This is a genomic window from Thermostichus vulcanus str. 'Rupite' (genome assembly GCF_022848905.1).
GTDB lineage: Bacteria > Cyanobacteriota > Cyanobacteriia > Thermostichales > Thermostichaceae > Thermostichus > Thermostichus vulcanus_A.
Map to the genome: position 1 here is coordinate 47,307 of NZ_JAFIRA010000018.1, position 12,861 is coordinate 60,167.

General features: G+C 50.9%; 10 protein-coding genes. 2 read left to right on the plus strand and 8 right to left on the minus strand.

Annotation, left to right across the window (positions count from 1 at the left end):
- Window positions 1-4 precede the first annotated feature (4 nt).
- The 6 genes from JX360_RS08650 to JX360_RS08675 all read right to left on the minus strand — a co-directional run bounded on the left by JX360_RS08650 (window position 5) and on the right by JX360_RS08675 (window position 9,439).
- The gene (locus JX360_RS08650; RefSeq protein WP_244350250.1) at window positions 5-1,729 is read right to left on the minus strand and encodes an ATP-binding protein; all 1,725 of its coding nucleotides are present in this window, start codon (window positions 1,727-1,729) and stop codon (window positions 5-7) included.
- Window positions 1,729-2,322, minus strand: a complete 594-nt coding sequence (locus JX360_RS08655) for a DUF8166 family protein (RefSeq protein ID WP_244350251.1) — start codon at window positions 2,320-2,322, stop codon at window positions 1,729-1,731. The genes JX360_RS08650 and JX360_RS08655 overlap by 1 nt, the downstream gene beginning before the upstream one ends.
- A complete protein-coding gene (locus JX360_RS08660; RefSeq protein ID WP_244350252.1) occupies window positions 2,319-3,512 on the minus strand; it encodes a DNA double-strand break repair nuclease NurA in 1,194 nt (397 codons plus the stop codon). Before JX360_RS08660 ends, JX360_RS08655 begins: the two co-directional genes overlap by 4 nt.
- A complete protein-coding gene (locus JX360_RS08665) occupies window positions 3,502-7,098 on the minus strand; it encodes an AAA family ATPase (RefSeq protein WP_244350253.1) in 3,597 nt (1,198 codons plus the stop codon). Before JX360_RS08665 ends, JX360_RS08660 begins: the two co-directional genes overlap by 11 nt.
- Before the next feature lies 1 nt (window position 7,099).
- Complete coding sequence (locus JX360_RS08670; RefSeq protein ID WP_244350254.1) at window positions 7,100-8,374, minus strand: metallophosphoesterase family protein; 1,275 nt, start codon at window positions 8,372-8,374, stop codon at window positions 7,100-7,102.
- Between the two features lie 165 nt (window positions 8,375-8,539).
- The gene (locus JX360_RS08675) at window positions 8,540-9,439 is read right to left on the minus strand and encodes a bestrophin family protein (protein ID WP_244350255.1); all 900 of its coding nucleotides are present in this window, start codon (window positions 9,437-9,439) and stop codon (window positions 8,540-8,542) included.
- Window positions 9,440-9,875: 436 nt separating this feature from the next.
- Between JX360_RS08675 and JX360_RS08680 the strand changes: the two genes are divergently transcribed.
- A complete protein-coding gene (locus JX360_RS08680; protein WP_244350256.1) occupies window positions 9,876-10,346 on the plus strand; it encodes a helix-turn-helix domain-containing protein in 471 nt (156 codons plus the stop codon).
- Between the two features lie 12 nt (window positions 10,347-10,358).
- Here JX360_RS08680 and JX360_RS08685 read toward each other — a convergent pair whose 3' ends face one another.
- A complete protein-coding gene (locus JX360_RS08685; protein WP_244350257.1) occupies window positions 10,359-11,195 on the minus strand; it encodes an anti-sigma factor domain-containing protein in 837 nt (278 codons plus the stop codon).
- A 166-nt stretch (window positions 11,196-11,361) separates the two neighbouring features.
- Window positions 11,362-11,610, minus strand: coding sequence for a twin-arginine translocase TatA/TatE family subunit (gene tatA, locus JX360_RS08690; protein ID WP_279611363.1), 249 nt, complete (start codon window positions 11,608-11,610; stop codon window positions 11,362-11,364).
- A 215-nt stretch (window positions 11,611-11,825) separates the two neighbouring features.
- Here tatA and JX360_RS08695 point away from each other — a divergent pair.
- Window positions 11,826-12,861: dihydrolipoyl dehydrogenase family protein (locus tag JX360_RS08695; protein WP_244350258.1), on the plus strand; the 1,036-nt coding region annotated here is incomplete at its 3' end.

A 12,861-nucleotide genomic window follows, 5' to 3' on the forward strand; every position in this document is an offset into this window, starting at 1 on the left:
CCCCCTAATCGATACTCAAGCCTTCCACCCTCTGAGCTTGAGCACGCGGCTTCAAAGGGGCTGATTGAGCCAGCCGCTCCCGTTCACGGTGGGCCTGAAAGTGGTTTTGCCAGAGGCCGAGAATATCCAAAGTTTCCCCACCATGCTGCGTGTAGCGTTGCCGCACTTTACACAAAACAGGAGTATTCACACACACACCAGAGACAATGACCTGACCTTTGCTCAAGGCCGGTAATTCTTGCATTAAATCTCGCCCGGCAGCCTCGACGCTGTGGCGCAGATTTTCCTGGTCGGCAGGGTTGACAATTCGCATCAAAAATTGGCTCATGCACTGGGACAGAATATCAGAATCGAGTTTGCCAGGACGCTGAGTGATTAACCCTACCCCCAAACCAAATTTGCGTCCTTCGCTTAGGATCGTCCGCAACACCTGTTTACATCGAGAGGGATCATGAGCAGGGGCAAAGCGATGGGCTTCTTCTAACAAGATAAAGACAGGATAGGGTAAATAGTTTTCATCAGCAGGGTCGATCTTGCCTTTGTGGGTATTCATGCGGGCATGGTTGGCTTGACGCAAAATAGCGGCAGCGATCACCTGTTGTTCTTCCTGGCTGATCTCGTTCATTTGCAAAATGGTGACTTGCCCTGGTTCAAACAAGTCCTTGGGAGCCAAATGCTCCAGATTACTAAAATAAGGGGAGCGATCAATTTGCTCCAATTTCCACTCCAAAGCTGCTGCTGAGGATCCCTGGGATCCATCTTCTGAGGAATCCGCTTCGTTCACGGCATCAATGAGATCCTGGACTGTCCAGCGCACTGGATTGAAATGGGTCGTGTTGCGAAAGGCTTTTTCCAAAAACGATTTCTGACGATCTGACATTTCCGGCAATAAAGTCAAAATATCGAAGAAATTGAGGGAGGAAATGCGAATTTTAATCTCTTGTGGCGAAAGCACTTTCACTTTGGGCCGATACCCGTCTTCCCCCAAAAAGCGAGGATGAGACTGCATCTCCGCCAGGGTGTTGTATTCCCCGTGAGGATCGAAAATCAAGACGGCTGCCCGGTTCTTAGGTAACAACAATTCCTCGATCAACACCCCCGCCGTGTAGGACTTGCCGGATCCCGTCCCGGCCAAAATGGCCAGATGGGTACTGACCATCTCCTTCACGTCCAGAACTACCGGCACAGCTCCCTCATCCCGCAACAGCAAACTGCCCAAATGGGCCCCCCCAATCGCCATCTCATCCCGCTTGTTCAAGACCGATTTCAGGAGCTGATCAGGAGCTAGAAAAACCTTGGCACCCGGATCCGGGGCACGACGGGGATTGATAAAGCCCATGGCCCGATGGAAATAACCGATCACTTCAACGGTGACGGCATAGATTTCTGGGTTGGGGTGGGTAAAGCCCACTAAGGCCACAATCGCACTTGGGTCAATTTCGGTATCGGCAAAAATGCGGTCGGGAATATGATCCAACAGTTGTACTTGGCCAATTTTTCCCAGGATTTGTAACAACCGCGATTGGGGATCCCGAACTTCATAATAGACAAACTCACCCACCTTCACCGCTTGGGTATTGGAGGTGATGAAGACGTATTGATTGGAAGTTTCTCCTGGTCCTTTAACGGTGCCAATCACCTCTGGAGCGTTATTGACTACAGAAAGGGCAGTCTCTTGGTAATGCCCATTGCTGGACTGTTCAGGGATCCCTGTAGATTTTTTTGACATTAGCGCATCGCTCCCATGGTCATTTTCCAGGACAGTTCTTTGCTGAGGATCTGTAGAGCCCGTTGTTGAGCGGGATCCCCAAACATAGGGGTAATATCATTCAACACTTGATAGATCAGATGATCGGCAAAGTTGCCACCACTACTTAACAGCAAACCGTAATAGGAAAATTGAGTTTGTCCTTGCGGATCCTGATGAAAGCGTAAGACTTCCTCTTGGCTCATGCGAAAAACAGGTGTATTGACAGGCACAACCACACGCGGGATCCCTTGGTTTCCATAGCCATGCTGTCCATCCAATGCTCCGATTAAAACCACCGAAAGCAAGGTGCGCACCTCGTTTTGCAAATCAGGGGAGAAATAGGGGTTCGGCTCACTGGATAAACGTGGTCCTGAGTTAAGGAACATCGGGTTTACAAGCTGCGTGTTGTAGACCAAGCCTACAGCCCAGTGCCGTTGCTCACTTTCTAGCTTGACAAAACTCCCAAAGCCATAGTCATCAGGTGCTGGAGGATTTTTCACTTCCAAAACATCATCCACCTGTACCACATAGTCGCAGTGATTATTAGAGCGAACCACTTTGCCCAATCTCATCGGATTCGCCTCCGTTGCAGTTTACTCACAGTTTTGCGAGACAGCCTCAGGTTGAGTTTCTCACGGGCTGCCCAATCTTGCATCAGACGCAAAAACAGGTTGCGATCTTCACTGCGAATCAGAGCTGTTTGGTCGGCGGTTTCGATAACATAAGGGTAACCTCGGCCAATCACCACTTCACAGCGAACAATATCCACCAACCAGTCCAGCAAGCCCGCTTCATAAACCCAAACGGGAATCTCCAGGCGAGCCGGGAAGTTATCGCTAGTCCGTAGGTAAACAAACCCAATCTGTTCTCGCATTTCTTGGTAGCGATTGAGGATCCCCTCTTGCGGATTGAGGCTACCCCCACGGGCACAGATAAAAAAGGGCGTGCGATCCCCCCAATCCAGCCAGGGGCTAAGCAATTGAGCATCATGAAGTTGTGGGGCCTCGGGCAAATCAAAGCAGTGTTTCAGCAATGAAACCAGATCTGAAGTATAGGTCGTGTCAATGTAACCCACCAAAGGGATCCGGTTTTGTTGGCTGGCACGCAGCACCGGTAAAAGGCACTGCACGTAAAAGTCTTGGGTTTCCGGCTCAAACACTTCCGCAAACGTGGCTACTAAGGCCCCATCCAAAAAGGCCACTTTCCGGGATCCCTGCTTGGATTGCTGAATATACTCATGTAACCTTTCGGTTTCCATTTGAAAGCGACGTTGATTGACAACTCGTTCTTTTGGCTCCCCGCTGCTGGTTGCTCCCAAATCCGTTGGAGTCAGCACATCCACTTGAATATCTTTTTCATAACTGCCTGCAGCGCAGTGATAATTTTCGTACCAGCCAATCTGCACCAAAGCAATGGGAATAGAAAGATCCTTACTGGGGTAGATCTGGGATCCATCTACTGCAAAGGTAGGAATATCTCGAATGACCGACTTAACCCATTCACAGCTTTCTTCGTAGTTGGCCCACTCGTGGGCAAAAGGCACCTTCCAACTTGGATACAGATCCCATTCAGCCGTAGGTAGAGCCCCTGGGAATGCCCATGTGGCTGTCTTTTCTGCGATCTCTAATCCCGACCATTTACACAATTGCTCCATGGCCTGCTTGTACAATTCTCGTCGTTCCGACAGACCAGTATCAAACGCGGTAAAAGCTTCCCGCTTTTGATCCAGAACGGCGAGGATCCGATCGGCTCTAAGCACCATGGGAGGGATCCCTCCTTCTTGCAATCGGGTCAAAGTTTCTTTCTACCCGGATGATATTCTCCGTCACCTGTTCAAAAGTATCGTCATGGCTAATAACAAATAATTGTTGGAAGGAACGCAAATTAGTAATCGCCTCTGCCAGTCGCTGTCGTCGCTGTGCATCCATATTCGTGGTGGGCTCATCAAAGAAGGCAATATCCAGTTGTCCTAAGACCTTTAATAAAGCCAGTCGTACAGCCAAGGCTGCACACATTTGCTCTCCTCCAGAAAGGCTGGCAAAACGTCGTTTGGTGCTGCTGCCCTCTTGCACTCGAATTTCGTAGTCTGGTTCCCAAGTTAGGCTGACATTGGGACGATTCAGAATTTCTCGAAACAGTTGATCGGCAGTATGGTTAACTTGTTGTAAGTAATGTTGAGTAATTTGTGGGCCAGCTTTTTTATAAACCTCTCGACTAAATTTGATAAACCGATGTAGCCGCTCCTTTTCAGCCCGTTCTGCGTCTACTTCCTTAAGACTATCTCTCACTTGCTCTAGCTGTCGGATCTTTTCCTGTATCTTGCTAAGTTGAGAGGTAAGACTTTCCAGATGGGCTTTGGCTTCTGCTTCTTTTACTCTTGCCGCTTGTAGTAGCGCTTTATGGCTTTCGTAGTCTTCTGGTTGAAATTGGGAAATTAGTGGATCCCGTTGCGCCTGAAGCTGGGCCATTTGAGTTTGGAGGGTGTGCCATTGTCTTTTCAGATTCTCAAGCGCTTTTTCTCGCTCGGGCAGCAGTCGAGCAATCGGTTCAGCTTGAAGATAGCTTTCGTGGCTGGAGCGATAGTGATCCCGCTGTTGTTGCAGGGATCCAATCTCCTGCTCTAGATGTTCACTTGCCAAAAGAGATTTTTGCAGCTGTTCGAGTTCTAGCTGAATCTGTTGCCGTTGCTGTAGATAATCGGCTTGGCTGCGTAAATAGTCAGCCTCGGCCTTAAGTTCTAGCCGTAAACGTTCTGCTTGCCCACGGGGATCCCCTAAAGCTCTCAGGGATTCCCTAAGCTGTTCCAATTGAGTGCGGGTTTCTTCTGCCGTTCCCCACTCCTGTTCCCATTGATTGATCTGGGCTTGCTTTTGTTGACCTTGGCTCTGAATTTGGTTTAATTCTACTTGAGCTATCTGCAACTCCTGTTGTCGCTGAGCCAAACTTTTCGCTGTCTCTAGCGAAGTAATGACCTTTTCATAACCACTGCGACAGGTTTTCTGCTCTTCTTTGAGAGAGAAGATTTTTTCTTCAATGTCCTCTAGAAGTTGCAGTTGTTGATCCAAGTCTTGAATATCTGCAAGAATAGGTTCCATCTGTTTGGTAATCTGTTGCCACCTTTGTTCAATTGGGGCTTTCCTTTCGAGTTCCTTTTTCAGTCGTTTGAGTTGTCCTCGAGGATCCCCTTGTTTTTGTAGCTTTTCGCCCAATTCCTGCTGTTGACGAATAAAGGTAGGCTCCGCCTCAAGACTCCAATGAATATCCTCGATTTGGCTTTGCAGTTCTGTCTGCGCTTGCAGGAGCTGTTGTCTGTGGGACTCCAACTCAGGAATTTGCCTTGTCAGACCTAGCAGAGGTTGTATCGTCTTTAGTTCCTGCTGTAAATCTAAAAATTGCTGATGCAGTTGGGCTTCGGCTATCTGAGGGGTGAGATCTTGCAAAATATGCTGGATGGATTGAAGGAGGTCTTGACTGAGGGCCGAAGACTGGCTAAGTATATCCGGGATCCGTTTCCAAAGTCCTTCCCATTCTGGGTTTTGTCTCCGCTGTAACTCCAGATCTTGAAGCAGTGATTGAATGGTTTGCTGCTGATGTTGGAAACGATTTTTTCCTTGCTCCAATAAGATCCGCAGTTCTTGGTGAAATTGTTGAGCGGCTGCTATACGACTGAGTTGGATTTGAAGGCGTTCTTGTTGAGCTTCCAATTCAGGGATCCTGGCAACTTGCTGCAAATAACCTCGTCTTTGCCGAAGTGTATCCTCTAGCTGTTGGAGTTGTTGCTGAAGATGCACTTGCTCTGTTTCCTTTTGCTTTAGCTCCAGACGCATTGATTGGAAAGGTGTTAGTTTCTTTTCGATTTCCAGCAATTGTTTCTCCAGGGATTCTTGCTGTTCTATAAGAGGGTTTAGGCTGTGAATTTCTTCCTCAATGTGTTGAAAGGCAAGCAGCTGTTGTTTATATTCAGCTTCCTGAATTTGCAAGTGATGTAGTTCCTGAAGTCTTTTCTCCCGTTGGCTGCCCAAGCGATTCCGGGTTTGCTGATCAACTTCTGCCTGAGCAATCTGAATTTCCAGATCCTGGTACCGAGTATAGGCAGGTTGATGCTGATGACAAATGGCTGATGCTTTTTCGGCCTCCTCTAACCGCCTCTGAAGAAGTTGGCACCGCTCCGATTGAGTTGCCCATTCTCCTCGCAGTCGTTCTAATTCCATTTGCCATTCCAACAGCCTATTCAGGTGTTGGGTTAAACGAACCTGCTCAGCCTCCAAATTCTGTTGAGTCTGTAGTTTGGGGCTTAGGTCTTTGAGTTCCTGTCTCCATTCCTGTAACTGCCTGAGTTTCTCTTCTAGTCTGGCTAGTTCTGTATCGATGGCCTGTTGCTGGGAGAGTAAGTGATCCCGCTGCTTGAGCCAAACAAACCGCTGCTGTTGCTGCTTTTCCAAATCCCGCAATTGGGCTTCTGCTGCTAAAAACAGTTGGGATCCCTGAAGGCATTGATCCCGTTGCGCCTGGGCTTTCCGGGCTTCTTGAAGGAGAGTTTCAGCTTGTTTCTGACTCGCTTTTAGTAAGGCTTCCTGCTGTTCTCCTTCCCGCAGTTGTTGGTCTATGATTTGAATTTGACTGAGTAGGCTCTCTAATCTTTCGAGTTGGACTTGGGCTTGTTGAATAATCTGGGTTTGCTGCTGAAGCTCTTCTTGCCAATAGGACAAATCACGTGCTAACTTTATCTGTTCTTCTTGAAGGGGATCCCAATCCTGAATTTGCTGATTAAACAGCTCTATTTGGTGCTTAATGTCTTGAATCTGCGCTTCACTGTGTTTTTCCACTGCAAGCAAGTCTTTTGCCACTGTCTGATACTCTTCGACTTTCAAGATTCGGTCGAATACGTCTTTTCGATCTCGACCGGTTTTCAGAAAATCTGCCGTAAATGTTCCTTGTGGTACACCAATCGTAGTTGCGAACAAACGAGCCAGATCAGTGCCTGGGGGCACTCCCAAGTGCTGCCGTAACCAAGGCAATACATCCACCTTGCGCTCATAATCCAGTCGTTGGTTCAGTTGAGGGTCAAACAGCCGATATCCCTGAGTGACACTGCGACGAACCATGTAGGTACGCTGATCCGCTTGGGAGACAAACTGCACCGTTACAACCGCATCACTAGCCCCAACTCGAATCATTTCTTCTTGACTGTAGGGGGAATAATCAAATAAAGCCCAAGCAATTGCCTCTAGAATACTGGTTTTCCCGGCCCCATTTTCTCCACAAATGGCATTGGTGCCTGGTTCAAATTCAAAGGCTGTATCCACATGAGACTTAAAGTTTTGCAATGCCAAAGAGAGGATGCGCATATTAGTCTTCCTCCCCCAGAAAAGCACTGCTCAAATAGGCGTAAATCTCTGATTCCTCTTGACCATCCAACACCTTTTCTTTGAGATCTAGCAACAGGCGAGCCAGCTCAACACTGCGCTTACGATAGTGGGAATGGCCACTCAGCAGATCGGTATAGATCTTCTCCTCAATTTGAAGCCGTTGACCTTCTTCTTCCAAGGTTATGGCGGCGGATCCCAGTTCTACAGGGGTTGCCTCGAAGCGAAACAATAAAATCAAGGCTCCAGTTACCTGTTTCAGTTGTCTCTGCAGGGCACGGACATCCAGGTCGTGTTGGGTAAAGCCCACCTGCCCCACCAGGCGAACTTCCACAATTGGCTCAGGCTCCTCTGCGGGCAAACGGGATCCTTCTGCCAAGGCCAGTAGGGCAGCAGTGACCTGTTCTGGGGTTTCTTTCCCCTTCACCTCCAGACGTAGCCTTTGACAGGGCCGCTGATAGTAGTCCCGCACCAATTCCGCTTGCGGTTCTCCAGATCCCCATGTGACTCGGTAGGCACCCCGCTCAAAGTCCCATTCGGCGGTGCTGTTGGCCTCTAGGGATCCCGGATTGAACACCCAGCCCCCCTCAGAGTAGCTTTTGTGAATGTGCCCCAAAGCCAGGTACCCTACCCCTGCTTCCCGCAGCGGCAACAACTCCTTATAGCGCAAAGCCCCCTGATACCGTGCGATTTGCCCTTCCAAGCCGTGATGAAACATGAGGATCACCTGTTCTGGGCCGGGGGGCAGCTGACGAATCGCCGCTGCCAACTGCTCGATTGACTTGGGGGCTGCCGACCCATACCACTGGGATCCAATCACTCTCACCCCACAGGGCAAATCCAAATAAGATCCTCTACGGGCTTGCTCTGACCAAGGCTGCAAATGGATCCCCTCTTCCTCTTCACTGGGCTCTAGCAAAATCAGTTCCCCATGATCTGCTAAGTAGCGCAGCCAGCTGGTTTTCACGCCAAAAGGTCGATTGTCATGGTTGCCTTCGATGGCCAGCACTGGGATCCCTGCCTGTTTTAGGGCCCTTAGTACAATCTGAGCCTGATTAAGTACCCCTGGCTGAATTTGGCGATGCTCAAACAGATCTCCGGCGATGACCACAAAATCGACTGGATTCTGAATCGCATGGCGATGCACCACATCCCGAAAAGCCAAAAAGAAATCCTTACTTCGTTCCGGGCTATCATAACGGTCATAACCCAGGTGAACATCAGCCAGATGCAGAAAGGTGCAGGTTGATCGGGCCATGACAACAAATCCCATCCGATCCTGAGCAAATTGCCCACAGTTTAGCAGACGGGATCCCGCTGCCCACCCAGATATAGGGATCCTGTCCCCGAATCCAGGGCTTTGCTTGTTTCTTTCCCCCTACCGGTAGACACTGCTCATTGACTTCTAGGGAGGGTCTTCTGACTACGTTAACCTGTTCGAATGAATTAAATCTGCGATGTTGTGCTGCATTTTTCTGCAAATCGCATCCAGTGGCAAATTATTGGGATCCCGGCCAAAGGGATTCTCGATTTCAATGCCAATCTCTTCGATGCCAAAGAGCATAAAACTCACCAACCCTGTAATCAGTCCCGTCATCCAGCCCAAATTCTGAACCATCTGAAACGGCAAGGACAAGGAATAGAGCAACAACAACTGCTTCAAATGGAGTGCATAAGCCAATGGCATCGGTGTCATCAAAATCCGTTCGCAAGCTCCCAAGGCATCTACCATGTTGTTGAGCCGTTCCACCATGATCGTTAGCTGATACACCTCGACCCGCCGGGTTTCATACTGTTGTTGCAAATAATCCCCAATCCAGAAGGCGATCTGCAAAGGGGGATGATTTAGGTCTTTGAGACGCTGCAGTTGTTGTGGGCTGACCAAAGATTGAATTTCTTCTGGCAGGAATTCTTGGCGCAGGTGCTGCTTCATGGCCACGGCAAAGGCGGGCAATAGATACAGGGTTCTGATCTTCTCTTCTCGATCACCGGGCTGCTGTTCCTCAATTGCCACCCAAATCAGCCGCGCTAAATTTCGCACATTATTCACCAGGGATCCCCAGGCTTTGCGACCCTCCCAAAACCGTTCGTAGGCGGTGTTGGTACGAAACACCAACATCAAACTCAAAACGACGTTCGGCACAAACACCACCACCGCCGGCAGCTCCAGCGGCAACCCCAACTCGTGAAGGATTGAGATCAACACCCCAAACAACCCACAAATGAGGGTGCGGGGCAGCACCGCCGGCACCACCGATCCTTTGAGTTGTAGAGCCAGTCGGAACCAACGCAACACTTCCCAAGACCTGGGTTGACTGACCATAGCGCAGCATCCACAAGCTTGCCTCTCAATCCTACAGCCCTAATCCTCCCGCTCTGGAATACCCGGCCAGATCCCTTGGGCAGCACAACTCCGAGATCACGAACTTCTGAAAGGTTAGGACATGAAACAAAGACAGCTTCTTTCAGAGGTTTTTCAGATCACCATTCGGCAAACGTCAAGGGATCCCCACAAAAACTTCAGAAGCAACTTCCAGAAACTAAAGCACCCATGATACACTCACTTTCAAGCATGAGTTCTAACTCCATTCTGCGCGAGCTCAGGGTCTCTCTTGACTCGCCAGGGCAGGGATATCCATTGCCTTGAGGGGAGTCTTCTGCTTGCTCCATGAGTCTCTGTACTTGAGTTTGTTCCCTCTGCGGGTCTTTAGCTTGTTTACCGTTTACCCATTCACAAGTTGATCCCACGGTATCTCACCATGGCTGGAGTTCTTAAGTTAGACATTCAAGAATCAGCTGAGGAGTTAAAATTACTACTGGGTAAGCAAGCTACCCCGACAGGCAAGGAGCGAGTTCAAGCCCTCTACCTGCTCAAGATTGGGAAAGTCAAGACAATTACGGGTTTGGCTGAAATCTTGGGCCGCGACATCTCAACCATTTTTCGTTGGTTTCAACGCTACAAAACCACGGGGCTGGAAGGCATGTTGACGGTACCCCGCAATCAGGGACGCAAACCCCTGATCCCCACCCCGATCTTGGAGACCCTCAAGCAAGAGCTCCACCAACCCGGTCGCTTTCGCACCTACAGCGACATCCGCGAATGGCTGCGGGAAACCCATGGGGTGGATGCCTCCTATAAGGTGGTCCACGAAACCGTGCGCTATCGCCTCAAGGTACGTCTGCGGGGATGCCGGGGCAAACGGCGTTCGAGTGGGGTGCGAGCCTCCTAGTCGATGGACTCCTTACGGCTGAGAAGCGGGAATCAAAAAACTGCTTTGCAATAGGGGAGATCCGGTCGGCGACTCACTCCCACCGGCAGGTTCGAGGGTGATGAACAGGCGGGTTGGTTGCTGGGAGCGTGTGGGCTGGCTGAGCCATTGCAGGGATCCCTCTCCCGTAACGGTAAAGGTGCCGGCATTTTCTAGCATTTGCGCACCTCCCTCCAAATCCGACTGCAACCACAACTGATAGGTGCTTCCTTGGGGGGCAGGAGCCATTTCCGATGCCAACAGCAACACCTGTTTGGCACGGGGGGACCACAACGCTTGCACCAACGTCGGGTTGCCAAAGCTGGGATCCCGTAGGGTAGCCCGTTGAATATCCGGCTGTTGTTGCCACTCTTGGTAAAGCCGCTGAATCACCACCTGATCCGTGGGTATTAGGGATCCCCAGCGCCAGCGCAAGCGCCAGTATTCCACCGTCATTGCCGCCGCATAGAGTCCCAAAACCCCCAGACTGACCCACAGAATGCGTCGAGGCCAGACAGAAGCTGTCGTTTGAATTGAGGTGGGAGCCGGCAACCAGGCCCAGCGCCGCAACCGTTCTCTTGCTTGAAAGGCCGTCAGTTGGTACAGCCATACGGCCACCGAGCGATCCCGCTCGATATCGAACACATCAGCTTGCTTCCAGCAAAACTCGAATACTTGGCGCACCACTTCTTCCGCTTGGTGGGGTTGTTTGAGGGTGGCCAAAGCAATGTCAAGCAGCCGCTTTTGATAGCGATCCTTGAGGAGAAAGTGGCTGCGTCGATCCCGCAATTGGATCTGGCGCATCAGCTCAGAGTCGGTCAGCTCCGCCATAGGGCTCCATTGTGTCTAGGCAGCGTTACCTGCAGCCTAACCAATAGCGTTAAAAGCAGGGATCCCTTCAGACTATACACTACCCCTAGAGTCTATTTGGCACTGCCCTCCGATATCCTTTAGACCTTAATGCCCCTTAAATGCCCCTTACTATAGATCAAACCCTTTAGGCAGCGTCCTTTTCTGCCACTTTCTCAGCATCTTCGCCACCATCACTAGACTCCTCATCGCTGCTGGGATTGTTCATCTCCTGTTTGAAGCCCCGCAGCGCTTTGCCCACAGCGCTGCCCAATTCTGGTAATTTCTTGGGGCCAAAGACGACCACCGCAATCACCCCAATCACCGCCAGTTCCGGCAGGCCCATGCCGAAAATCCCTACGGCCAGAACAGGTTCACTCGGTAGCAGAATAGTCATAGATCCCCAAAACCCGAAAAAAGTTAGCTGTTGCCAGCCCGTCTCACTCTAGCAAGATCTTCTCTCCTTCAGAAAGGGATCTCTAGATTCAGCCCTTCTCAGGAACTTCTCATATCCTACCCACAGCCCCTTCAGGATAGGGCAGGTAGGATGGTCGTGCCCCTGCCAATCGGGGATTTTCGCGGTTGCCCCCTTACCTTACCTGGGAAAGAGCCATGACCGTTCCCTATGATGTCGTTGTAATTGGTGCCGGTTCAGCAGGTCTTGTGGTGGCCAGTGCGGCCTCACAACTGAAAGCGAAAGTTCTGCTGGTGGAAGGGAGTGAACGCATCGGTGGAGATTGCCTTTGGTACGGCTGTGTACCCAGCAAATCTTTAATCCACGTTGCCCATACGGTGCACCAAATTCGCCGGGCTGCTGCTTCTGGCTTAGTGGCTTCCCTCAGCGGCACAGGGATCCGGCTCGATGATCTGCAAGTAGATTACCTTAAGGTGTACCAACATATCCGTTCCGCTCAAGAATTCATCGCCAACCATGCCGACTCGCCGGATCGCTTCCGCAAACTGGGGGTGGAGATCGTTTTTGCCAAGGGCCACTTTGTGGATGAACGCACCTTTGAAGTAGGGGGGCGACGGGTTCAGGCACGGGCTTTTGTGGTGGCTACCGGATCCCGTCCGTTGGTTCCTCCCCTACCAGGCTTGGCGGAGGTGGGCTGTCTGACCAATGAATCGGTGTTTGACCTGACGCGATTGCCCAAATCGCTGGCTGTGATTGGGGCGGGAGCCATTGGTTGTGAATTGGGACAAGCACTAGCCCGTCTGGGATCCGAAGTCACCTTGATTGCCAGCCGAGATCGGATCCTGCCCAAAGAGGATCCCGAGGCGGCCCAAGTGGTGCAGCAGCAGTTGGCTCAAGACGGGATCCGCATCCTGACCCAGACCCGCGCCCAAAAAGTTAGCCAAGAGAATGGCGAAAAGCTTCTCTACGTCAGGGCAAGAAATGGTAGTGGCGACGAAGTCATCCGCGCGGAAGAGATTCTGGTGGCCGCGGGTCGGATCCCGAACCTGGAAGGGCTGGGTTTGGAGGCTGCCGGAGTGCAGTACGGCCCCCAAGGGATCCAGGTAAATGCCAAGCTGCAAACCAGCAACCCCCGTATCTATGGCTGTGGCGATGTGATTGGGGGGCCTCAATTTACTCATGTGGCCGGCTACGAAGCGGCAGTGGCCCTGGTGAATGCCCTGTTTTTACCTG

Coding starts and splice junctions, on each gene's coding strand:
- JX360_RS08650 (WP_244350250.1), bottom strand. CDS start 1,729: ATGTCAAAAAAATCTACAGGGATCCCTGAACAGTCCAGCAATGGGCAT.
- JX360_RS08655 (WP_244350251.1), bottom strand. CDS start 2,322: ATGAGATTGGGCAAAGTGGTTCGCTCTAATAATCACTGCGACTATGTG.
- JX360_RS08660 (WP_244350252.1), bottom strand. CDS start 3,512: ATGGTGCTTAGAGCCGATCGGATCCTCGCCGTTCTGGATCAAAAGCGG.
- JX360_RS08665 (WP_244350253.1), bottom strand. CDS start 7,098: ATGCGCATCCTCTCTTTGGCATTGCAAAACTTTAAGTCTCATGTGGAT.
- JX360_RS08670 (WP_244350254.1), bottom strand. CDS start 8,374: ATGGCCCGATCAACCTGCACCTTTCTGCATCTGGCTGATGTTCACCTG.
- JX360_RS08675 (WP_244350255.1), bottom strand. CDS start 9,439: ATGGTCAGTCAACCCAGGTCTTGGGAAGTGTTGCGTTGGTTCCGACTG.
- JX360_RS08680 (WP_244350256.1), top strand. CDS start 9,876: ATGGCTGGAGTTCTTAAGTTAGACATTCAAGAATCAGCTGAGGAGTTA.
- JX360_RS08685 (WP_244350257.1), bottom strand. CDS start 11,195: ATGGCGGAGCTGACCGACTCTGAGCTGATGCGCCAGATCCAATTGCGG.
- tatA (WP_279611363.1), bottom strand. CDS start 11,610: ATGACTATTCTGCTACCGAGTGAACCTGTTCTGGCCGTAGGGATTTTC.